General features: G+C 61.1%; 19 protein-coding genes. 12 read left to right on the top strand and 7 right to left on the bottom strand.

All coding sequences use genetic code 11. From position 1 onward, the window contains the following. Positions 1-115: 115 nt before the first annotated feature. The 4 genes from rluB to Q7L05_RS01900 all read left to right on the top strand — a co-directional run bounded on the left by rluB (position 116) and on the right by Q7L05_RS01900 (position 3,522). Complete coding sequence (gene rluB, locus Q7L05_RS01915) at positions 116-940, top strand: 23S rRNA pseudouridine(2605) synthase RluB (protein ID WP_303901161.1); 825 nt, start codon at positions 116-118, stop codon at positions 938-940. Positions 941-1,135: 195 nt separating this feature from the next. Continuing rightward, positions 1,136-1,789, top strand: coding sequence for an endonuclease III domain-containing protein (locus Q7L05_RS01910; protein ID WP_303901159.1), 654 nt, complete (start codon positions 1,136-1,138; stop codon positions 1,787-1,789). A 54-nt stretch (positions 1,790-1,843) separates the two neighbouring features. Continuing rightward, positions 1,844-2,314, top strand: coding sequence for a nucleoside deaminase (locus Q7L05_RS01905; protein ID WP_303901157.1), 471 nt, complete (start codon positions 1,844-1,846; stop codon positions 2,312-2,314). A 173-nt stretch (positions 2,315-2,487) separates the two neighbouring features. Further along, complete coding sequence (locus Q7L05_RS01900; RefSeq protein ID WP_303901155.1) at positions 2,488-3,522, top strand: thioredoxin family protein; 1,035 nt, start codon at positions 2,488-2,490, stop codon at positions 3,520-3,522. A gap of 136 nt (positions 3,523-3,658) precedes the next feature. Here Q7L05_RS01900 and Q7L05_RS01895 read toward each other — a convergent pair whose 3' ends face one another. The 3 genes from Q7L05_RS01895 to hpnD are packed head-to-tail and all read right to left on the bottom strand — an operon-like array spanning position 3,659 to position 6,647. Continuing rightward, entirely contained in the window at positions 3,659-4,396 is a 738-nt protein-coding gene (locus Q7L05_RS01895; protein ID WP_411293305.1) for a YciK family oxidoreductase, read from the bottom strand. A 42-nt stretch (positions 4,397-4,438) separates the two neighbouring features. Next, positions 4,439-5,842: a hydroxysqualene dehydroxylase HpnE gene (gene hpnE / locus Q7L05_RS01890; protein WP_303901151.1), complete on the bottom strand. Its 1,404-nt coding sequence runs from the start codon at positions 5,840-5,842 to the stop codon at positions 4,439-4,441. Further along, entirely contained in the window at positions 5,775-6,647 is an 873-nt protein-coding gene (gene hpnD, locus Q7L05_RS01885) for a presqualene diphosphate synthase HpnD (RefSeq protein ID WP_303901149.1), read from the bottom strand. The genes hpnE and hpnD overlap by 68 nt, the downstream gene beginning before the upstream one ends. Positions 6,648-6,760: 113 nt before the next feature. On the opposite strand from hpnD, the gene cysC reads away from it, so the two are divergent. Next, complete coding sequence (cysC, locus tag Q7L05_RS01880; protein ID WP_303901147.1) at positions 6,761-7,393, top strand: adenylyl-sulfate kinase; 633 nt, start codon at positions 6,761-6,763, stop codon at positions 7,391-7,393. Here cysC and hpnC read toward each other — a convergent pair. The 4 genes from hpnC to Q7L05_RS01860 form a co-directional block, all read right to left on the bottom strand. Further along, a complete protein-coding gene (hpnC, locus tag Q7L05_RS01875; protein WP_303901186.1) occupies positions 7,329-8,225 on the bottom strand; it encodes a squalene synthase HpnC in 897 nt (298 codons plus the stop codon). The genes cysC and hpnC overlap by 65 nt on opposite strands. Before the next feature lie 67 nt (positions 8,226-8,292). After that, complete coding sequence (locus Q7L05_RS01870; protein WP_303901145.1) at positions 8,293-8,979, bottom strand: HAD family hydrolase; 687 nt, start codon at positions 8,977-8,979, stop codon at positions 8,293-8,295. Next, positions 8,976-9,686, bottom strand: coding sequence for a bifunctional 2-polyprenyl-6-hydroxyphenol methylase/3-demethylubiquinol 3-O-methyltransferase UbiG (ubiG, locus tag Q7L05_RS01865; RefSeq protein ID WP_303901143.1), 711 nt, complete (start codon positions 9,684-9,686; stop codon positions 8,976-8,978). The genes Q7L05_RS01870 and ubiG overlap by 4 nt, the downstream gene beginning before the upstream one ends. A gap of 199 nt (positions 9,687-9,885) precedes the next feature. Further along, positions 9,886-11,199: a TRZ/ATZ family hydrolase gene (locus Q7L05_RS01860; RefSeq protein ID WP_303901141.1), complete on the bottom strand. Its 1,314-nt coding sequence runs from the start codon at positions 11,197-11,199 to the stop codon at positions 9,886-9,888. A 222-nt stretch (positions 11,200-11,421) separates the two neighbouring features. On the opposite strand from Q7L05_RS01860, the gene mtnA reads away from it, so the two are divergent. From mtnA to aroF, 7 genes are all read left to right on the top strand, one after another. Further along, positions 11,422-12,471 (top strand): S-methyl-5-thioribose-1-phosphate isomerase, encoded by a 1,050-nt coding sequence (gene mtnA / locus Q7L05_RS01855; RefSeq protein WP_303901139.1) that lies wholly within the window; start codon positions 11,422-11,424, stop codon positions 12,469-12,471. A 190-nt stretch (positions 12,472-12,661) separates the two neighbouring features. After that, positions 12,662-15,232, top strand: a complete 2,571-nt coding sequence (gyrA, locus tag Q7L05_RS01850; RefSeq protein ID WP_303901137.1) for a DNA gyrase subunit A — start codon at positions 12,662-12,664, stop codon at positions 15,230-15,232. A gap of 179 nt (positions 15,233-15,411) precedes the next feature. After that, positions 15,412-16,485, top strand: a complete 1,074-nt coding sequence (serC, locus tag Q7L05_RS01845) for a 3-phosphoserine/phosphohydroxythreonine transaminase (RefSeq protein ID WP_303901135.1) — start codon at positions 15,412-15,414, stop codon at positions 16,483-16,485. 304 nt (positions 16,486-16,789) lie between these two features. After that, complete coding sequence (locus Q7L05_RS01840; protein WP_303901133.1) at positions 16,790-17,959, top strand: phosphoglycerate dehydrogenase; 1,170 nt, start codon at positions 16,790-16,792, stop codon at positions 17,957-17,959. Positions 17,960-18,063: 104 nt separating this feature from the next. Further along, the gene (gene pheA, locus Q7L05_RS01835) at positions 18,064-19,146 is read left to right on the top strand and encodes a prephenate dehydratase (RefSeq protein ID WP_303901131.1); all 1,083 of its coding nucleotides are present in this window, start codon (positions 18,064-18,066) and stop codon (positions 19,144-19,146) included. A 275-nt stretch (positions 19,147-19,421) separates the two neighbouring features. Next, complete coding sequence (gene hisC, locus Q7L05_RS01830; protein ID WP_303901129.1) at positions 19,422-20,525, top strand: histidinol-phosphate transaminase; 1,104 nt, start codon at positions 19,422-19,424, stop codon at positions 20,523-20,525. A 25-nt stretch (positions 20,526-20,550) separates the two neighbouring features. Then, a complete protein-coding gene (aroF, locus tag Q7L05_RS01825) occupies positions 20,551-21,567 on the top strand; it encodes a 3-deoxy-7-phosphoheptulonate synthase (protein WP_303901127.1) in 1,017 nt (338 codons plus the stop codon).

Below are 21,567 nucleotides of genomic sequence, written 5' to 3'. Positions count from 1 at the left end.
GTCCGTAGAGAATTCGGAACCGTCGTAGCACTCGGTACTTGTGCGGCTGACCCCTGTGGCCGTGAAACTTTTTTCTCAGATCACTCCGTGATCTCTGTGGTTCGATTCCAATCCTATGAGCGAAAAGCTGCAAAAACTGTTGGCCCGGGCCGGCTTCGGCTCGCGACGTGAACTCGAGGCGTGGATTACGGCCGGGCGGATCTCTGTCAACGGCAGGGTGGCCACGCTGGGCGATCGCGTGGAGGAAACGGATCTCATTCGCGTTGACGGCCGGGTGCTATCGCGCCATCGAAAGGCCGGTCCGCGGCGCCGGGTTCTGGTGTACAACAAGCCCGAGGGTGAACTCGTCACCCGGAGTGACCCGGAGGGCCGCCCCACCGTCTTCGAAAACCTGCCTCGTGCGGGAGGAGGGCGCTGGATACCGGTCGGGCGGCTGGACGTCAATACGTCGGGGCTGCTGCTGCTCACCAATGATGGAGAACTCGCCAATCGTCTGATGCACCCCTCGTCGGAAGTTGAACGCGAGTACGCGGTGCGCATTTACGGCGAGCCCTCACCCGATGTGATCAAGCAGTTGACCGAGGGCGTTGAACTCGAGGATGGTTTTGCCCGCTTCGATTCGGTGGTGGATGCCGGCGGGGAGGGGACCAATCACTGGTTCCATGTCGTCATCCGCGAGGGACGCAATCGGGAAGTGCGCCGTCTCTGGGAGTCTCAGGGGGCCGTGGTGAGCCGGCTGATCCGCGTACGCTACGGACCCGTCATCCTCAACCGGGCGCTTCGCCAGGGGCGCTTTCAGGATCTGCCCCCACCGGCACTCAAGGCGCTGCTCGATGCCGCGGGTCTGCCCGATGAACCGGAAAAGGAGCGGCCGGTCAGCCGCAGGGCACGCCACAAGCCCCAGGGGAGAACGGCGCGCCCCGGCAAGCGGCGTCGGTAACGGGTACGAATAGCCGAATTGTTCCCTCGCCCGGAACCCTGGTGAATGGTTTCGGTCCCGATAAGGTAACCGCTGGCGGACGGTGCACACAGGGACCGGGAAGGAACTGCACCTGGCCAGCAGGGCGGTCCGCGTCTTCGCGGCAGGGCCGATTGGGTCACCCATTTCATTGCTCAGGCGATTCAGGCGGGCATCATGCCGTTTAAAACCATTCATGATCGGCTGTTTGTCGAGCACGGGCTGCAGCATTGGTGGCCCGCGGACACGCCTTTCGAAGTCATGGTCGGTGCGATTCTGACGCAAAATACGGCGTGGTCCAATGTCGAAAAGGCGATTTGCAACCTAAAGACCCGGGATGCGCTGAGCCCGGAGACAATGCTCGGTGTTCCGCACACCGAGCTGGCCGAATGGATTCGTCCGTCGGGTTATTTCAACGTGAAGGCGGAGAGGCTTCGCAATTACTGCCGCTGGTATCTGGAGGCAGGCGGCCTGGAAGCCCTGGAGCGGCTGGAGACGGCGGAGCTACGGCAGCGGGTATTGTCCGTAAACGGTGTGGGTCCGGAGACGGCTGATGACATCGTTCTGTATGCGTTCGGTCGCCCGGTTTTCGTCATCGACACCTATACCCGGCGACTCTTTTCCCGTTTAGAGGTGATTCAAGGCGATGAGACCTATGAGGAGCTGCGATCCCTCGTCGAGCAGGGGCTCGCCAGCGAGCCCAATCGGGTCGAGTTATTCAATGAGTACCACGCCCTGATAGTGGCCCACGCGAAAGATTACTGCCGGAAAAAGAGCCGCTGTGCCGGCTGTTGCCTTCGGTCGCAGTGCCCCGGACGCGACAGGGTTTGATCATTGGTGGAAGAGTTCCGACAATCAGAAAGGTGTTCAAACCAAGGGGCTTCGATGGAACCGGATATTTCCTTTCTGGAAACCGTATTGTGGTTGGCTGAAGAATCGGTGGAGCAGGGCGGTGGCCCCTTCGGGGCGGTCGTGGTCCGGGATGGACATATCATTGGCAAGGGCAACAATCGCGTGACACTCGATAACGACCCTACGGCTCATGCGGAAGTAAATGCGATTCGCGAGGCCTGCCGCACTCTGGGAGATTTCTCCCTGGTGGGCTGTGTGCTGTATGTCAGTTGTGCCCCCTGCCCCATGTGTCTCAGTGCGGCCTATTGGGCACGGTTGGACGCCATCTTTTTTGCTGCGATGGGCGAGGCTGCGGCCGAGGCGGGATTCGATGATCTGTTCATCGCCGAGGAATTGGCGCGGTCGCCGGAGGAGCGGCAGTTGCCTGCACACCGGGTCGACATCTCCGGGGCCGAACGTCCCTTTGCCCTCTGGTCCGCAAAACCGGACCGTGCCGAGTATTAGCTCTGGCCACTTCCTTACGTCGCAGCGTAGTTCTATCACCTTTCCGTGCAGGAGAAACAGCCTCCGGCCGTCGAATTCACGCCAAGGCCTTGCCAATGTATGGGTAATGTGGCGGACGTTCATTCGCAGCGATATAGTGAGACTTATTATAAAACAGAACGAGGATGGTGGAGATGATCAAGCGACTGCTGCGGTTGCTGCCGGTTGTGCTATTCGGAATGATGGGCATCGCGTTCGGTGCCGGCGAAAAGCTGGAGGATGGCGTCAATCCGGGTTATCACCCCCAGCCCGAGTGGTTCAAGCAATCTTTCCTGAATCTGCACGAGGATGTTGGTGAGGCGGCCCAGGAGGGAAAACGGCTGCTCCTCTATTTCTATCAGGACGGCTGTCCCTACTGTGCCAAGCTGTTGCAGGACAATTTCGGTCAGCGGGAGATCGCCCGGAAAACCCGCGACCTCTATGAGGTTGTGGCGATCAATCTGTGGGGCGATCGGGAAGTCACCAATCTGGATGGAGAGGTGGTGACGGAAAAGCAATTTGCGGCGGATTTAAAGGTAATGTTCACCCCGACGCTGCTTTTCCTGGATGAGCAGGGCCGAAAAGCGCTGCGGGTCAATGGCTATTATCATCCCGCCAAATTCATTTCGGCATTGGAGTACGCATCGATCGACCGGAAAAATGCTTTTTCCGATTTTCTGGCCAAAAATCAGCAAGAGGAGGCCTCCGAAGAGCTGAACGAGGCACCCTTTTTCCAGGAGCCGCCGTTTGCTCTCACAAGGTCGGAAAGCATCCCCGCCCAGCGTCCACTGGTTGTGCTCTTCGAACAGCCCCGGTGCGCCGCTTGTGACGAATTCCACCGGGACGTCCTGGCGCGGGAAGCGACGCGCGACCTGCTGGGCGCCTTCGATGTGGTGCGGCTCGATCGCTGGGCCGATACCCGGGTTCTGACGCCAGCTGGTGAGCGCACCACGGCCCGGGAATGGGCGGATTCCATGGAGGTCAAATACACGCCCGGCATGCTGTTTTTTGACAAGACCGGAAGGGAGGTATTCCGGACCGAGGCCTACCTGAAGAGCTTCCACGTGCAGTCGGCCCTGGAATACGTGGCCTCCGGGGCCTACCGCGAGGTTCCGGAATTCCAGCGCTTCGTGCAGGCCCGCGCCGAACGCATCGAGGCCGAGGGAAGGCATGTGGATATCTGGGATTGAGTCGACCGCTCAACTACACCGTTCACCACAGAGCACACAGAGAACAGTATGGTGGAGGCAGCGGCGTGGAACATCCTCTGATGCGCCGCTTCCAATGCAGGTGCGAGCTGTCGACGGTGTATTTGAAGAGTGCACCCTACGCGTTCAATTGCTGTCCCGTGATATCGCGGCTCTCCGGGCCCATCAGGTACAGGTAGGCGCCCATGAGTGCTTCGGGCAAGGGAATGCTGTTGGGATCTTCGCCGGGGTAGGCGCGGGCGCGCATGGTGGTGCGTGCCGGACCAGGATCCAGGCTGTTGACCCGTACGCGGGTGTTGACCTCGAGCTCATCGGCCCAGATCTGCATCATGTTTTCGCAGGCGGCGTTGGAGATCCCGTAAGCACCCCAGTAGGCGCGACCCTTGCGGCCGACGTCCGAGGTGGTGAACACGACCGAGGCGTCGTCGGACGCCTTTAGCAGGTCGAGCAGGGCGGCGGTCATCATGAAGGGGGCATTCAGGTTGGTCTGCATCACCTGTGACCACAACTCGATGCTGTATTGCGACAGGGGCGTCAGCTGGCCCTGGGTGGCGGCGTTGTGCAGCAGCCCGTCCAGTCGTCCGAACTCCTTTTCGACGGTGGCGGCCAGTTCCGCATAGTCCTTTGGCGCCGCCCCTTCCAGATTCATCGGATAGATCGCCGGAAGAGGGTGCCCCGCCTGTTCAATCGCGTCGTAGGTGTCCTCCAGCTTGCGAATAGTGCGTCCGAGTAGTATCACCGTTGCGCCGTGGGCTGCGAAGCTTTTTGCGGCCGCGGCTCCGAGCCCGCCGCCGGCTCCGGTGACCAGAATGATCCGCTCTTTCAGAAGATCCGCGGGAGGCTGATACTGTTTCAAAGTGTCGGGAGGAACGGATGCCATCGGAATTCAGGATGTTGATTAGGGACGTGCATTATCCATGATGTGGCGCGCACATTGAACCCCGCTGCGAACCGCTCCCTCCAGTGTGGCCGGATAGCCGGTCGCGGTGTAATCCCCGGCCAGCCAAAGACCGGTCACGGGTGTCCTCGCCTCGGGGCGTAGGGCATCGACCCCGGCCTCGCAAGCAAACGTCGCCCGCTTTTCCCGGATAACGGCACTGTTGAGGGGGCTCGGCCCGCCCGGCAGGAGGCGGGAAATCTCTTCAGAGACGGCGGCAATCAGCTGTCGGTTTTCCATCAAGGTATGGGGGCCGTCGGTGCTGATGACTGCGGCCATCAGGCCGGGTTGTCCACAAAGGCTGCGGTCAAATACCCATTGTGCATGAGTGCCGATCAGTCCCAGCATGGCGTTGGCGAGTCGGACCTCTTCAGGATAATGGAGATAGACCGTGGTGATGGATTCGTAGGAGAGTTGGAACAGCCGTTCGGCGGTACCTGCCAGCGCCGAATGCGGTTGCAGCAGGCGGGCAGCCGCCACGGGCGGCACGGCCAGTACCACTTGATCGGCTAGAACGGTTTTGTCGCCGGTTTCGATGCCGATGATGCGGTTGTCCTCGATCAGCAGTCGGTTGGCCCGCCGCCCGAGTTGCACATGGCCGTCTCTCTGCTCGATGAAGTCTACAGCAGGCACTGGAAAGATACGCCCGAGCCCGGTACGGGGAATCAGCAGGTCGGCATTGCCTCGATTCCCGGTGAAGGCATCCCGCAGTACGGCAAGAAACGCCCGCGCCGAGGCTCGCGAAATCGGCGTGTTGAGGGTAGCAAGGCATAGAGGCTCCCAGAGACGCCTGATCAGGTCGGTGTTCTGTCCCTCGTGCTCCAGGAGCATGGCGACCGTGCAATCCTCCGCCAGCGCGAATTTCCGTCGCCACAGGCGGTAGGCCATCTTTACAGCGGCACCTCGTTGCCGGAGTGACAGGCCCCTGGCTCGCATTAGCCCGCCGCCGATATGCATTGGGCTTGGAAGCGGCAGCGATGCGAGGTCCAGGTCCTGGCCGTGACCCCTGATGGCCAGGCGGAGCGGTGTTCGGGCGAAGATGTCGGATTCCCTGAGACCGATGCTCTCCATGAGACGCAGGGTTTCCCGGTAGGCGCCGATCAGCAGGTGCTGACCGTTATCGATGTTCAGTTCCCCGAAGCGCACACAGCGCGCGCGCCCGCCGGGTTGACGGGCGGATTCCAGGACCTGAACAGAATAGCCTCTGGCCGCCAGTTCGACGCCGGCCGCCAGCCCGGCCCAACCGGCGCCCAGCACCAGGATCGGTTTCGACTTCATGACTGCGGGCAGGTCGGCATCATCGGCGTTGCTCCCCGAGCCAGCGACGGTGACGGGCGGCTTCACGGCGTGCCGTGCGCCAGACAAGCCAAAGTTTCTGCCAGGATGGCAGCGAAATACGTCGATTCAGTACGGGAAACCCCTGCCCCTCGATCTCATCCAGCAGGCGCAGGTAAATGGCTGCCATCATAAGGGCTGCGCGCTGTCTGTAGCGGTCCTCTTCCGGCAGCCTGGAGAAGGCGGCGCGGTAAAAGGTGCGGGCACGGTCTCCCTGGCATTTGAAGAGCTCCCGCATCGCGTCGGAGTCCCTGCCTCGAATCAGATCTTCGGGGGTGATGCCGAAACGCGTCATTTCATCTTCCGGGATGTAGATCCGTCCCCGGCGAGCGTCTTCACCGACATCGCGCAGGATGTTCGTGAGCTGAAAGGCCATGCCGAGGTCATGGGCATACCGCAGCGTGTGGCGGTCCCGGTAGCCGAAGATTTCGGTCGAGAGCATTCCCACCACGCTGGCAACGCGGTAGCAGTAGAGCGAGAGCTCCTTGAAATCCGCGTAACGGTTCTGATCGAGGTCCATCTCCATGCCGTCTATGATTTCAAGGAAATGCTCTTCGGCCAGTTCATAGCGCTCCAGCATCGGCGCCAGGGCGCGGGTTACCGGATGCTGGGGGGTATCGTGGAAAAGACGGCCGATTTCCTCCCGCCACGCCTGGAGCTGGGTGCGGGCAAGTGCCGGATTTGCGCTTTCGTCGACAATATCATCCACTTCCCGGCAAAATGCATAGAGGGCGGTAATGGCCCGACGCTGCTCCGAGGGGAGAAACAGAAAGCTGTAGTAGAAACTGGAACCGCTACGGGAGGTACGGTTCTGGCAGTATTCATCGGGCGTCATGAAAGTTTTTTGAGGTTAGGGACAAGGATCCGCAGACCGGCACGCCATCTGAGTATAATGGCTCAACCTGGCGGTTGTAAGAGTGGAATGTAAATCGATACGGAGCCCCGAAAATGCAAAAGAGCAGTAATGTAGTGTGGCAGGAACAGAAGGTGAACCGTCAGGACAGGGAGCACCTGAATGGTCATGGCAGTGTCGTGTTGTGGTTCACCGGGCTCTCCGGTTCGGGTAAATCGACCGTGGCCCATGCGGTTGAAGAGCGACTACACGGCTACCGCTGCCGCACGATTGTCCTGGACGGCGACAATGTTCGCCACGGTCTGTGTGGCGATCTGGGGTTTTCCATCGATGATCGGCACGAAAACATCCGCCGCATTGGGGAAATGGCCAAGCTGTTTCTTGATGCCGGGGTGATCTCCCTGACCGCCTTCATCTCGCCCATGTGCAGTGACCGGGATCGGGTTCGTGAGCTGATTCCGGAGGGTGAATTCCTCGAGATCTACTGCAAGTGTCCCATTGAAGTCTGTGAGGAGCGGGATGTGAAGGGGCTCTACCGACGGGCCCGGGCGGGGGATATCAAGGAGTTTACCGGTATCTCTTCACCGTATGAAGAGCCGGAAAAGCCGGAGCTGACTATCGATACCCACGAGCTTTCGCTCGAGGAGAGCGTGGAGCAGGTCATCAATCTCCTGCGTGATCGGGGAGTGCTGAGGGAGGAGAGGGTCGCCACGGCCGCAGGCTCCTGAACAGCATCCGTAGCAGATCGCGTCGCCGCAGCCGGGGACGGGCGAATACGTCCTCGGCTGCGGCCAATCGTTCCAGAACCGCCAGCCCGCCCTCCACGATCATCCGGATTTCGAGCCCGAATCGGCCCCTCAGCCGCGAGCCCAGGGGCGCTCCCTCCAGCATCATCGCGCGCCCCCGCGCCACCTGGGCGCTAAACAGTCGGCGCATGGCCGGGTCGCTCCGGCGCTGCTCGAAGTGCATCTCCGACACTTCCAGTGCCTCCATCTCATCAACCGGGATGTAGATGCGCCCGTTTTCATCGAAGTCCTGCGCCAGGTCCTGGTAGAAGTTGATGAGTTGCAGGGAGGTGCAAATGCGGTCCGACAGCACAAGGTTTTCCGCACTGGCACTGCCGTGCAGATGCAGAAGCAGGCGACCAACCGGGTTCGCCGACCGTCTGCAATAGTCGAGCAGGTCTGCGAAGTCCCGGTAGCGTTTGCGGGTGACATCCTGGCGGAAGGCCGACAGGAGATCGAAAAAGAGCGATACCGGCAGTGGCTTGTGCTTGAGGACATCGGCCACGGCAATAAATACCGGATCAGCTGGCGGTTGCCCTGCTGCGGTCTGCCCAAGCCGTCCTTGGTAGTCATCCAGCGCCTGCAGCCGGGTCTCGATATCGTCTGCCCCCTCGTCGGCGAGATCGTCGGCGGTACGGGCGAATGCGTACACCACCGCGACCGGACGGCGCATGGGGCGGGGGAGTATCCAGGAGGCGACCGGAAAGTTTTCGTAATGGGATTGCGCCAGGGATTGGCAGTGCCGATAGGCGGCTTCCACGGAGTTCGGGTCCATCGGCATTTGGGGTTTGTTCGTCATCCGCACCTCGTTTACACCGGTCTTTTCGCGGCTTCCGCCGCTCCTACAGGTTACTGGCGGGGACGGTTGTGGTTGCGGTAAGCCAGTCGAGCACCAGCTGCGGCTCTTCGATCATGCCGTCGGCGCCCCAGTCACCGGGGTGGTCGGTTTCTCCCAAGTACCCCCAAAGCGCCACCAGGGTTGCCATACCGGCGTTGCGCCCGGCGACGATATCCCGCTCGGCATCGCCGACGTAGAGGCAGCTTAGCGGAGCCGTGCCTGTATCGTGACAGGCCTGATGCATGGGCGCGGGATGCGGTTTGTTCTCCGGGACGGTATCGCCACTGATGATGGTCGCTGCCCGCTGACTGAGCCCCAGTGCAGTCATCAGCGGCTGCGTCAGCCAGGCGGGCTTGTTGGTGACCACGCCCCAGGCCATTCGGCGCCGCTCCAGTTCCGCAAGGAGTTCATCCATGCCGGGAAACAGTCGTGTGCGTGTGGCAATTTCGGCCCTGTAGTGCTCCAGCAGCAAGCTGCGCAGCCGGTCGAAGTCGGGGGCGCCCGGCTCCAGGCCGAAGCCGAGCCGGATGAGGGCGATTCCTCCATGGGACACCACGGGGCGGATTGCCTCGTAGGCCAGGGGTGCGCGGTCCTCCTCTATCAGAACTGCGTTTAATGCACCCGCCAGATCCGGGGCGGTGTCGGCCAGGGTACCGTCCAGATCGAACAGCACCGTCTCGATGATGCTCATTCTTCCCGTACGCAGTAGGCCAGATAATTCACATCGACATTCCTGCCGAGGCTGTACTGGCGGGTCAGCGGGTTGTAACTCAGGCCCGTCAGCTCCCTGACCCGCAGACCGCCATGGCGGGCCCAGCTCTCCATCTCCGAGGGACGAATAAACCTGGCGTAATCGTGAGTGCCCTTGGGCAGCAGCCGTAGCAGGTATTCGGCGCCGAGAATGGCGAACAGGTACGATTTGGGATTCCGGTTCAGGGTGGAGAAAAACACCCTGCCGTCCGGTTTGACCAGCCGTGCACAGGCAGCGATGGCAGACGCCGGGTCGGGGACATGCTCCAGCATCTCCATGCAGGTTACCGCATCGAATGCGCCCGGCATCTCCTCCGCCAGGGCCTCTACCGTGATCTGCCGGTATTCGACCTTCATGCCCGATTCGAGCTGGTGCAGGCGTGCCACCGACAGCGGTGCCTCGCCCATATCGATGCCGGTGACCTCGGCGCCCCGCGCGGCCATGCTCTCGGAGAGAATGCCGCCGCCACAGCCCACGTCCAGGACCTTCTTCCCCGAAAGCCCGATCCGCTCGTCGACGTAATCCAGGCGCAACGGATTGATATCGTGCAGTGGCTTGAACTCGCTTTCCGGGTCCCACCAGCGCGAGGCCAGCTCCTCGAACTTGCGCAGTTCGCTCGGATCGACGTTGTGTACCTGATTGTTCATAGATTTTGCCGCATCGGTCTTTTTCGTTAATTAACCGCGAAGACGCAAAGAGCGCTAAGAAAGATCTGAATGACTCAATCGCAGAGGCGCAGAGTGCGCGGAGGATATCCGCTCATTGGGAGTATCTCTCCGAACTCCGCGCCTCTGCGGTGAATTTTTTCTTTCTTTAGCGCCCTTTGCGTCTTTGCGGTTAAAGCCTTTAGTCAAATTCGCCCAATTTCTTTCGCCACTCCGCCGTACGGGCGCGAAGCGCTTCGATATCGATGGTGGTCAGTTCACCTTCCCGGAGTACGCGACGGCCCGCGACCCAGACATCGGTGACCTGATCGCGGCCGGCGGCATAAACCAGCTGTGAAAGGGGATGATAGACCGGACTGGTTTCGATGTCGTCGAGACGCACGGCAACGATGTCGGCTGCCTTGCCGGGCTCCAGAGAGCCCGTGACGCCATCCAGACCCAAAGCACGAGCCCCGCTCAGGGTGGCCATGCGCAGCGCCGCGGCGGCAGGGACGACGCTGGCATCACCCGCCACGCCCTTGGCCAGCAGCGCGCCAGTGCGCATTTCGCTGAACATATCCAGGTCATTGTTGCTGGCGGCGCCATCGGTGCCGAGAGCGGTATTGACGCCCGCGTCGAGCAGTTTGGCCGTTGGGCAGAAGCCGTTCGCCAGTTTGAGGTTGGATTCCGGGCAGTTCGCCACATGGGCACCGCCTGCGGCGATCTGCTCGATCTCGTCCTGGGTCAACTGTGTCATATGAACCGCGAGCAGGCGGGGTGAAATCAGCCCGAGCCGCTCCAGCCGTTCGATTGGACGCATTCCGAACTGCTGGACCGAATCGCTGATCTCGTCCGCGGTCTCATGCAGATGGATGTGGATTGGTATATCCAGTTCCTCCGCGTAGGTGGCAACCCGTTCCAGCGGTCCATCCGAGACGGTATAGGGTGCGTGGGGCGCAAACGCGGTGGTCACCAGGGTGTCGTTGCGCAGGCTGTCGTGGACCTCGAGGGCCTTGTGCAGGTATTCATCGGCACTCTCCGCCCAGGCAGTGGGAAAATCGATGACGATAAGTCCCACCACGGCCCGAACCCCGGCGTGCTTGGCCTGCTTTGCCACCTCATCCGGGAAGAAGTACATGTCGTTGAAGCAGGTGGTGCCGCTGCGCAGCATCTCCGCCATCGCCAGCTGCGAGCCGTCGCGGACGAACTCCGGACTCACCCAGCGTGCCTCGGCCGGCCAGATGTGGCCCTTCAGCCACTCCATCAGCGGCAGGTCGTCGGCGAGACCGCGCATCAGCGACATGGCCGCATGGGTATGGGCGTTGATCAGACCCGGAATCAGCGCATGGCCGGGCAGGTCGACTTCGTTTTCGGTCCGGTATTCGGCCCTGGCCGAATCGGTGGGAAGAATCGCCACGATACGCCCGGCATCCACAGCGATGCTGTGGCGCACGAGCACGCCCTCCGGTTCGACCGGAATCACCCAGCCGGCGTGAATCAGGGTTTCCACGTTCATGGGGGCAGAAAGATACAGGATTTCAGGCGCAGGATGCGAGTGGAACCGCCCCAGGCTCGGAAATCCCCGTCCATGTAGGAGCGGCGGAAGCCGCGAAAAGGGGTCGCGTCCCGATTCGGTAGCAACCGCGGCTTTCACTGCTGCTCCTGCCCTGATGAGGGATCCGGGAACCCGGTGAATGGTAGAATGTGCGCCGATATCGGACGCGAGACTTGTTTTTTTATGAAATACGACACCATACGTGCCGTCCTCTGGGAGGACGAACACCTGAAACTGCTGGATCAGCGCCGACTGCCCGCCGAGGAGACGTATATGGAATACGACGAGCCGGTCGGCGTGGCCGGGGCCATTCGCGACATGGTGGTTCGTGGCGCGCCGGCCATCGGGGTAACCGCTGCCTATGGCGTGGTGTTGGCCGCGCGGCGCCGTCATGCGGCACAGCCCGAGAGCTGGCGGGAGGCCATCCGTGCCGATTTCGAGACACTGGCGGCATCGCGTCCGACCGCGGTGAATCTGTTTTGGGCGCTGGAGCGCATGGCAGGGGTCATGGACACGCTCTCCGGAGAACCGGTCGCTCCACTGCTCGCCGAGGCGCAGCGCATTCATGAAGAGGATGTGGCGGCCAATCGTCGTATGGGCGAGTTGGGCGCTGCACTGATCGCTGCCGAGGGCCGGGGGGTTCTGACCCACTGCAATACCGGCTCACTCGCTACCGGGGGCTACGGTACCGCTCTGGGAGTGATTCGCAGCGCCTTCGAACAGCAGCGCATCGCGCAAGTGTATGCCGATGAAACCCGGCCCTGGCTGCAGGGAGCCCGGCTAACTGCCTGGGAGCTGGTCAAGGACGGTATCCCCGTGACGCTGCTGGCCGACGGTGCCGGTGCGGCCCTGATGCGGGAAGGGCGGGTGAGTTGGCTGATTGTCGGCTCCGACCGAATTGCCGCCAACGGCGATGTTGCCAACAAGATCGGCACCTACCACGCCGCCATCGCCGCGCGCTACCACGGCGTGAAGGTGATGGTGGTGGCGCCGACTTCCACCGTGGACATGAGCCTGACCGGCGGTGATCAGATCCCGATTGAGAGCCGTTCTGCGGATGAGGTTCTGGGCTGTGGCGGCCGGCCGGTTGCCGCTCCGGGGGCGAAGGCCTGGAATCCCGCCTTTGACGTGACGCCGGCGGAGCTGATCGACGCCATTGTCACCGAGAAGGGTGTGGTGAAGCAGCCGACCACGGAGAAGATGGCGGAGATGATGAAAAAGCCGGTGCCTTGAAAGCGCAAACGGGTGCGAGAGGCTCCCTCGGCCTTTCTGAGCGGTTTTATGCCGGATGCGGGGGCTAAGGCGGATATGGTATGATTGTGCCTATTTATCGGCTCCAGACCTGTATTTTGTCCCGGTAACCGGCAATACAGGCATCCAGCGCCGGTTTCACCCGATTTCGAAGAAACGGACCTCCTGCTAGATGACGGAATTCGCCAAAGAAGTCCTCCCGATCAATATCGAGGAGGAGATGAAGCAGTCGTACCTCGACTACGCCATGAGCGTGATCGTGGGCCGCGCCCTTCCTGATGTCCGTGACGGCCTCAAACCGGTCCATCGGCGCGTGCTCTACGCCATGCGGGAGCTGGGCAACGAGTGGAACAAACCTTACAAGAAGTCCGCCCGCGTTGTCGGTGATGTGATCGGTAAGTACCACCCGCACGGCGACTCGGCGGTGTACGACACCATCGTCCGTATGGCCCAGCCGTTTTCCCTGCGCTACATGCTGGTGGACGGGCAGGGCAACTTCGGTTCCGTCGACGGCGATTCGCCGGCGGCCATGCGATACACCGAGGTGCGCATGGCGCGCATCGCCCATGAAATGCTGGCGGACATCGACAAGGAGACCGTCGATTTCATCGCCAACTACGACGAGTCGGAAAGCGAACCGGAGGTCCTGCCCGCCCGGCTGCCGAACCTGCTGATCAACGGTTCGGCCGGCATTGCGGTGGGCATGGCCACCAATATCCCGCCCCACAACATCAGAGAAGTGGTGACCGGCTGTCTGGCGCTCATCGATGACCCCGATCTCGATATCGCCGGTCTGATGCGCTATATCCCCGGTCCCGACTTTCCTACCGGCGGCATTATCAATGGCGCCCGCGGCATCCATGAGGCGTATCACACCGGGCGCGGCCGCATCTACGTGCGTGCCGTCACCGAGATTGAGACGCAGGACAACGGTCGCCAACGCATCGTCGTCCATGAGTTGCCGTACCAGGTCAACAAGGCACGTCTTCTGGAGAAGATTGCCGACCTGGTAAAGGAAAAGAAGATGGAGGGGATCAGCGAACTGCGCGATGAGTCCGACAAGGACGGCATGCGCATGGTGATCGAACTCAAGCGCGGCGAAGTCCCCGAAGTGGTCCTGAATAATCTCTACCAGCAGACCCAGATGCAGAACGTATTCGGCATCAACATGGTGGCGCTGGTGGAGGGGCAGCCGCGGCTGCTCAACCTCAAGGCAGTGCTGGAGTCCTTCATCCGTCATCGCCGCGAGGTGGTCACCCGCCGTACCGTTTACGAACTGCGCAAGGCGCGCGAACGGGCCCATGTCCTGGAAGGACTGGCTATCGCGCTGGCCAATATCGACCCCATCATCAAGCTGATCCGGGAGGCCGCCAGTCCTGCCGAGGCCAAGGCGGGGCTGCTCTCCACTGTGTGGGAGTCCGGTATGGTGAATGCCATGCTGGAGGGCGCCGGGGCAGACGCCTCCCGTCCCGAAGGGCTCAGCAGGGAGTATGGCCTGGTCGAGGGTGGCTATCGACTATCCGAAGCCCAGGCTCAGGCGATCCTGGACCTGCGACTGCACCGCCTTACCGGGCTGGAGCAGGACAAGATCCTCAGTGAGTACAAGGAACTGCTCAACACCATCGAGGGCCTCATCGAGATCCTGGAGAGTTACGAGCGGCTGATGGAGGTGATTCGGGGTGAGCTCGAGGCCGTGCGTGAGCAGTATGGTGATGAGCGGCGCACCGAGATCCTCGCCACTCACCTGGATCTGACCCTGGAGGATTTGATCAGCGAGGAGGATGTGGTGGTGACCCTCTCCCATGAGGGTTACGCCAAGGCCCAGCCGCTGGCCGACTACCGGGCCCAGCGCCGCGGTGGCCGGGGGCGTTCGGCGACCTCCATGAAGGATGCGGATTTCATCGACAAGCTGTTTGTGGCCAACACCCACGATACCATTCTCTGCTTCTCCAGCCGCGGCCGCGTTTACTGGCTGAAGGTTTACGAGCTGCCGCAGGCGGGGCGCAATGCCCGCGGCAAGCCCATCATCAATCTGCTGCCACTGGAAGCGGAAGAGCGCATCAATGCGGTCCTGCCCATCCGCGAGTTCGAGGAGGGCAAATACGTCTTCATGGCCACCGCCAACGGTACGGTCAAGAAGACGCCGTTGGTCGACTTCTCCCGTCGACGTTCCACCGGCATCATTGCCATCGATTTGGTCGAGAAGGATCGCCTGGTCGGCGTGGATATCACCGATGGTGAACGGGAGGTGATGCTCTTCTCCACCAGTGGCAAGGCGATTCGTTTCAATGAACGTGATGTGCGTCCGCTGGGTCGGGTTTCGCGCGGCGTGCGTGGCATTCGGCTGAAGGAGAATCAGCAGGTGGTGTCGCTGATCGTTGCCGAGGGTGAGGGGTGCGTGCTGACCGCTACCGAAAACGGTTACGGCAAGCGCACCCGTATCGAAGAGTATCCGACCTATGGTCGCGGTGGTCAGGGCGTGATCTCCATTCAGACTGCCGGCCGCAACGGCCCAGTGGTAGGTGCCGTGCTGGTGGAGGAAGAGCACCAGATCATGCTGATCACCAACGGCGGCACCCTGGTACGCATGCGAGTCGACGAGATCTCCGTCATGGGTCGCAATACCCAGGGCGTGAAGCTGATCAACCTCGATGAAGGGGAGAAGCTGGTCGGCATCGAACCGGTGGCCGAAACCGACGAAGAGGATGCCGAGGGCGAAGCCCCGGATGAAACAGAAGACTGATTAACCGCAAAGGCGCAAAGAGCGCCAAAAAATGATTCTCACCGCAGAGGCGCGGAGTGCGCAGAGTCGGTTTTGATCCCGCGAATCTCTGCGGACTCTCCGCCTCTGCGGTGCATATTTTAAGTTCTTGGCGCGTTTAGCGTCTTTGCGGTGAATGGTTTTATTTACGGGAGACTCAAATGGCACGGGTGTTTAACTTCAGTGCGGGGCCGGCGATGTTGCCGCAGGTGGTGATCGAGCGGGCCCGCGAGGAGATGCTGGACTGGCAGGGCAGTGGCATGTCGGTGATGGAGATGAGCCATCGCGGCAAGGAATTCATGTCGATCGCCGCAAAGGCAGAGGTCGATCTGCGGGAGTTGATGGGGATTCCTGCCAACTATAAGGTCCTGTTCCTGCAGGGCGGTGCCTCCAGCCAGTTCGCCATGGTTCCCATGAACCTGCTGCCGGGCAAGGGCAGGGCGGACTACATCAACACCGGCTCCTGGTCGAAAAAGGCGATTGCCGAAGCCAAGCGCTATGGCCAGGTGAATCTCGCAGCCGAAACCTCCATGACCTGTCCGACACAGGATGCATTGCAACTCAGCGCGGATGCCGCCTACGTCCACTACACCCCGAACGAAACCATTCAGGGGGTGGAGTTCCCTTACATCCCGGAGACCGGCAACATCCCGCTGGTGGTGGACATGTCCTCCACTATCCTGTCGCGGCCGATTGATGTCTCGCGCTTCGGTGTCATCTACGCCGGCGCCCAGAAGAACATCGGCCCGGCGGGGCTTACGGTGGTCATCGTCCGCGAAGACCTGATCGGCGAGTGTCTCGAAGGCACCCCGAGCATGTTCCAGTACAAGACCCATGTCGATGCCGATTCCATGTACAACACGCCGCCCACCTACGCCTGGTATCTGGCGGGGCTGGTGTTCGACTGGCTGAAGAACGATATCGGCGGCCTGGACAAGATGGCCGGGATCAACGAGCGCAAGGCGAAGAAACTGTATGACGCCGTGGATAGCTCCGGCTTCTACGCCAATCCTGTCGAGCCCTCCTGCCGCTCCTGGATGAACGTACCCTTCACCCTGGCGAATGCCGATCTGGACGCCACGTTCCTGGAAGAAGCTGCCAAGCAGCGTCTGACCACCCTCAAGGGACATCGCTCGGTCGGCGGTATGCGTGCCTCCATCTACAACGCCATGCCCGAAGAGGGCGTAGACGCGCTGGTGGCTTTCATGGCCGACTTCGAAAAGCGCCATGGGTGAAAATTATTAACCGCTAAGGACGCGAAGAGGCGCTAAGGTAAACCGGTCCGTTACCGGGTCAAGCTCGGTCGCTTCTGAAGGGGGGGTGAACCTTCTTGTCGCCATGGGGTGGAAAATATTAACCGCTAAGGACGCGAAGAGGCGCTAAGGCAAGCCGGTCCGTTACCGGGTCAAGCTCGGCCGCTTCTGAAGGGGCGGCCGAACGGGTGGCATCGCTCAACTTTAAGAGTTTGAGCGTGGCTCTCAAAAACCCTTGGCGAACCTTCGCGTCCTTTGCGGTAAACAAATGATCCGGAGGTTGGGGATGTATAAAGTTTTGACATTGAACAATATCTCGGTGGCGGGGTTGGAGAAGCTGCCGCGGGAGCGGTATGAGGTTGCTTCGGAGATCCAGCACCCGGACGCCATCCTGCTGCGTTCGTTCAAGATGCATGGCATGGATATACCCGGGACGCTGAAGGCGGTAGGACGAGCCGGGGCCGGGGTGAACAATATTCCCGTCGACGAGATGAGCAAGCGGGGCATACCCGTATTCAATGCACCGGGCGCCAACTCCAATGCGGTCAAGGAGCTGGTGATCGCCGGCATGCTCATCGCCTGCCGCAATATCGGGCCGGCCTGGGATTTCGCTCGCGGGCTGGAGGGAGCCGATGCCGAAATCGGCAAGCAGGTCGAGGCCGGCAAGAAAAACTTTGGCGGCTATGAGCTGCCGGGGCGCACCCTGGGGGTGATCGGTCTCGGGGCCATTGGCGGTCGCGTCGCCAACGCCGCGATTTCCCTGGGCATGAACGTCATCGGTTTCGACCCCGGCATCACTGTAGAGGGGGCCTGGGCCCTCGATGCGGGGGTGCGCAAGGCCGCCAGTATCGATGAAGTCCTCACCCATTCGGACTTCGTGACCTTTCATGTACCGCTGGTGGATGCCACCCGTCACCTCATCAATGCCGATCGCCTGAAACGCATGCGGGACGGCGTGGTGATTCTGAACTTTGCCCGTGACGGCATTGTTGACGACGAGGCGGTGGTCGAGGCCATCGCTTCAGGCAAGGTCTATGGCTATGTCTGTGACTTCCCCAGCAATCTGCTGAAGGACACCCCCAAGGTCGTTACCCTGCCGCATCTGGGCGCATCGACCCGGGAGGCGGAAGAGAACTGTGCGGTGATGGTGGCCGAGCAGGTACGGAACTATCTCGAAACGGGTAACATCATCAATTCGGTCAACTTCCCGGAAGTCATTATGCCGCGCGCCGAGAACTGTTATCGGCTGGTGGTGGTGAACAGCAATGTGCCGAACATGCTTGGACAGATCTCCACCAAACTTGCGGACACAGGCGTCAATATCCATGACATGCTCAACAAGTCGAAGGGTGACCTCGCCTATACGCTGGTGGATGTTGATCAGGCGATTCCCGAGTCCTGCGCGGCCGATATCGAAGCCATCGACGGTGTGCTTGCGGTGCGGGTGATCGACTGAACTGAAAATTTCACCACAGAGGGCACAGAGTTTTTAAGGTACTGTCTCTGTATTCTCTGTGTTCTCTGTGTTCTCTGTGGCTATTTGTGTAGACGACGACGTCAATGAGTGAAGAGCGACTTCAGGCGATCCGCGAACGCATCGATGTGCTGGACGGGCAGATCCAGGATCTGATTGCAGAGCGGGCGGCGCTCGCCCGGGAAGTGGCGCGCGTGAAGCTCGACGCGGGCGACGAGGCGCTGTTCTACCGCGCCGAACGTGAGGCGCAGATCCTGCGTCGGGTAAAGGAGCGCAACAAGGGACCGTTGTCCGACGAGACCATGGCCCGACTGTTTCGGGAGGTCATGTCGGCCTGCCTGGCCCTGGAGCAGCCGATGACCATCGCATTTCTGGGACCCGAGGGGACGTTCTCCCAGGAAGCGGTGCTGAAGCATTTCGGCCACGCGGTCAACGGCGCTCCGCAGGCCGCCATCGATGAGGTTTTTCGCGAAGTGGAGGCCGGCAGTGCCGATTATGGCGTCGTGCCGGTCGAGAATTCGACCGAAGGTGCGGTGAACATCACGCTCGATTTGCTGCTGCGCACTTCGCTGAAGATCTGTGGCGAAGTTGAGCTTCGGATCCATGATCACCTGATGTCGCGGGAGTGTTCGCTGGAGGGGATCCGGACGATCTACTCCCATGCGCAGTCCTTTGCCCAGTGTCGGGAGTGGCTTGACAGCCATTTGCCTAACGTGAAACGCGTCCCAGTCAGCAGTAACTCCGAGGCTGCGCGTCTGGCGGCGGCGGAAGAGGGGGCCGCTGCCGTTGCCGGCATCGCAGCCGCTGAATTGTTCGGGCTGAATCGACTGGCGGAAAACATCGAGGATGCGCCCGATAACACCACCCGGTTTCTGATTCTGGGCCGGGAGGACACTCCACCAAGCGGGGAGGACAAGACCTCGCTGTTGGTTTCCAGCCGGAATGAATCCGGTGCGCTGTTTCAGTTACTGAAGCCGCTGGCGGATAATGAGATCTCGATGACCCGCATCGAATCACGGCCATCCCGTCAAGGGATGTGGGAGTACGTCTTCTTCGTCGATGTCGAAGGCCATCGGGAAACGCCGGCAGTGGCCAGGGCGCTTGCCGAATTGGGGCGGAACGCCTCTTTGTTCAAGGTCCTGGGCTCGTTCCCCAAGGCGGCGATGTAATGAATTTGGTTTTGCCACAGAGAACACGGAGCGCTGCGGATTAACCACGGGGGACACGGGGCGCACGGGGTTGTTGAATTGGATGACGCCTTACCGGGTTATCGTTGACCGAAGGGTGTTACTACTGCCCCGGGCCGAGCAAATACAAAAGGGTTTTCCCGTGCTCCCCGTGGTTTAATCTCTGTGTTCTCTCGGCAACTGCTCCATGCGTTGCTCTACCTCCTGCATCCATGCAATCGTGTGCCCTCTGTGGCTTTATTTAGTGAATACAGGTAATGACTGACTTTACTGAACGGGCGGCGCCTGGTGTGCGTGGGCTGCAGCCTTATCAACCCGGCAAGCCGATTGAGGAGCTGGAGCGGGAGCTGGGCATCACTAACGCGGTGAAGCTGGCTTCCAACGAGAATCCGCTCGGGCCGAGCCCGCTCGCCGTCGAGGCGGGTCGCAAGGCGATGATGGATGTCGGGCTCTATCCGGACGGCAATGGTTTCCGCCTGAAGCAGAATCTCGCGGAACGGATGGGGGTGGCGATGGAGCGCATTACCCTCGGCAATGGCTCCAGCGATATTCTGGAATTCGTGGTACGCGCCTTCGTGCAGCCGGGAGATACGGTGCTGTTTTCGGAACACGCCTTTGCCATCTACCCAATCCTGGCGATGACCGCCTCGGCCAGGCCCGTTTCCGTGCCGGCCAGGGAGTGGGGACACGACCTGGCGGCCATGGCGGCGGCGATCACCCCGGAAACCAAAGTGGTATTCGTGGCCAACCCCAACAACCCGACCGGCACCTGGCTTCGCGGTGATGAGCTGGAGGCGTTCATCGCCAAAGTGTCCGCCGAGACGGTCGTGGTGGTGGACGAGGCCTACTTCGAGTACGGTCGCTATCTGGCACCGGATTACCCCGATGCCGTGGCCTGGGTGGAAAAGTACCCCAATCTGGTCGTCAGCCGGACCTTCTCGAAGTGTCACGGCCTTGCCGGGCTGCGCGTCGGTTACGGGATATCGCATCCGGGCGTGGCGGATCTGCTGAACCGGGTGCGCCCCCCATTCAACGTCAACAGTGTCGCCCTTGCGGCTGCCGGGGCGGCGTTGGATGATGACGCCCATCTTTCCAGGACTCTGAAGGTGAACGCCGAGGGTATGAAACAGCTGGCCGCTGGTTTCGATACGCTCGGCCTTTCCTATATCGGGTCGGTCGGCAACTTCATCTCGGTGAATGTGGGTCAGGCCGGTCCGGTCTATGAGGCGCTGCTGCGCGTGGGCGTTATTGTCCGACCGATTGCCGGTTACGGCATGCCGGACCATTTGCGCATCACCATCGGTACCGCCGAACAGAATGAAAGAGTCCTGAAGGCCCTGAACGAGGTTCTGGGGCGCTGAAAACCGAGTAACGAGGTAGTAGGAAATGATTATCATCATGAGCACCGATGTCAGTGAGAAGCATATCGCCGGCGTGGAAAAACGATTGGAGTCCATGGGATTGGGGTGCAATGTCTCCCGCGGCATCGAACGCACGGTGATTGGCGCGATCGGTGACGAGACCAAGGCGGACAAGGAAGCGTTGCAGGCGCTGCCCGGCGTCGAGGAAGTGATTCGGGTTATGAGGCCCTACAAGATCGTCGCCCGCTCCTATCACAAAGAGGACACCGTGGTGGAGATCGGCGGCGTCAAGCTGGGCGGCAATACCGTGCAGGTGATTGCCGGTCCCTGTTCCGTGGAGACGCAGGAACAGATGGACAGGGCGGCGGAAATGGTTGTCGCTGCGGGTTGCCGGCTGATGCGGGGCGGGGCCTTCAAACCGCGCACCAGCCCCTACTCCTTCCAGGGCCACGGCGTGGAAGGACTGGAGATCTTTCGCGCTGCGGCGGACAAGCAGAAGCTGCCGATTGTCACCGAATTGATGGATGTGCGCAGTCTGGATGCATTTGACGAGTACAACGTGGATGCCATCCAGATCGGCACCCGCAATATGCAGAATTTCGATCTGCTGAAAGAGGTGGGCCGGATCCAGAAGCCGGTGATCCTCAAGCGCGGCATGTCGGCGACCATCAAGGAGTGGCTGATGTCGGCCGAGTACATTGCCGCCGGCGGAAACCACAACATCATCTTCTGCGAGCGCGGAATTCGTACCTTCGAAACCGCCTATCGCAATGTCCTGGACGTCACTGCCATTCCGGTCCTGAAGAAGGAGACGCACCTGCCGGTCATCGTCGATCCGAGTCATGCCGGCGGCAAGGCCTGGATGGTCCCGGCCCTGGCCCGCTCGGCGGTGGCTGCCGGCGCCGACGGCCTCCTGGTTGAGATGCACCCGAGTCCGTGCGAGGCCTGGTGCGATGCCGATCAGGCCATTACGCCGGATGAACTCAATGCGTTGATGGGTGAGCTCAAGGGGATCGCCAAAGCCATCGGTCGGGACGTCTGA

Origin of the sequence: Thiohalomonas denitrificans (assembly GCF_016841685.1) — a bacterium.
GTDB classification, from domain to species: Bacteria; Pseudomonadota; Gammaproteobacteria; order Thiohalomonadales; family Thiohalomonadaceae; genus Thiohalomonas; species Thiohalomonas denitrificans_A.
The sequence above is the reverse complement of the archived record's forward strand: the minus strand, read 5'-3'. Positions and strand labels throughout refer to the sequence as shown.

Excerpts from the sequence above, each read along its gene's own strand:
- Q7L05_RS01905 (WP_303901157.1), top strand. The coding sequence starts at position 1,844 with ATGGAACCGGATATTTCCTTTCTGGAAACCGTATTGTGGTTGGCTGAA.
- gyrA (WP_303901137.1), top strand. The coding sequence starts at position 12,662 with ATGACGGAATTCGCCAAAGAAGTCCTCCCGATCAATATCGAGGAGGAG.
- hisC (WP_303901129.1), top strand. The coding sequence starts at position 19,422 with ATGACTGACTTTACTGAACGGGCGGCGCCTGGTGTGCGTGGGCTGCAG.
- rluB (WP_303901161.1), top strand. The coding sequence starts at position 116 with ATGAGCGAAAAGCTGCAAAAACTGTTGGCCCGGGCCGGCTTCGGCTCG.
- mtnA (WP_303901139.1), top strand. The coding sequence starts at position 11,422 with ATGAAATACGACACCATACGTGCCGTCCTCTGGGAGGACGAACACCTG.
- Q7L05_RS01910 (WP_303901159.1), top strand. The coding sequence starts at position 1,136 with ATGCCGTTTAAAACCATTCATGATCGGCTGTTTGTCGAGCACGGGCTG.
- Q7L05_RS01860 (WP_303901141.1), bottom strand. The coding sequence starts at position 11,199 with ATGAACGTGGAAACCCTGATTCACGCCGGCTGGGTGATTCCGGTCGAA.
- serC (WP_303901135.1), top strand. The coding sequence starts at position 15,412 with ATGGCACGGGTGTTTAACTTCAGTGCGGGGCCGGCGATGTTGCCGCAG.
- aroF (WP_303901127.1), top strand. The coding sequence starts at position 20,551 with ATGATTATCATCATGAGCACCGATGTCAGTGAGAAGCATATCGCCGGC.
- hpnC (WP_303901186.1), bottom strand. The coding sequence starts at position 8,225 with ATGGACCCGAACTCCGTGGAAGCCGCCTATCGGCACTGCCAATCCCTG.
- pheA (WP_303901131.1), top strand. The coding sequence starts at position 18,064 with ATGAGTGAAGAGCGACTTCAGGCGATCCGCGAACGCATCGATGTGCTG.
- Q7L05_RS01900 (WP_303901155.1), top strand. The coding sequence starts at position 2,488 with ATGATCAAGCGACTGCTGCGGTTGCTGCCGGTTGTGCTATTCGGAATG.
- cysC (WP_303901147.1), top strand. The coding sequence starts at position 6,761 with ATGCAAAAGAGCAGTAATGTAGTGTGGCAGGAACAGAAGGTGAACCGT.
- hpnD (WP_303901149.1), bottom strand. The coding sequence starts at position 6,647 with ATGACGCCCGATGAATACTGCCAGAACCGTACCTCCCGTAGCGGTTCC.
- Q7L05_RS01840 (WP_303901133.1), top strand. The coding sequence starts at position 16,790 with ATGTATAAAGTTTTGACATTGAACAATATCTCGGTGGCGGGGTTGGAG.
- ubiG (WP_303901143.1), bottom strand. The coding sequence starts at position 9,686 with ATGAACAATCAGGTACACAACGTCGATCCGAGCGAACTGCGCAAGTTC.
- Q7L05_RS01870 (WP_303901145.1), bottom strand. The coding sequence starts at position 8,979 with ATGAGCATCATCGAGACGGTGCTGTTCGATCTGGACGGTACCCTGGCC.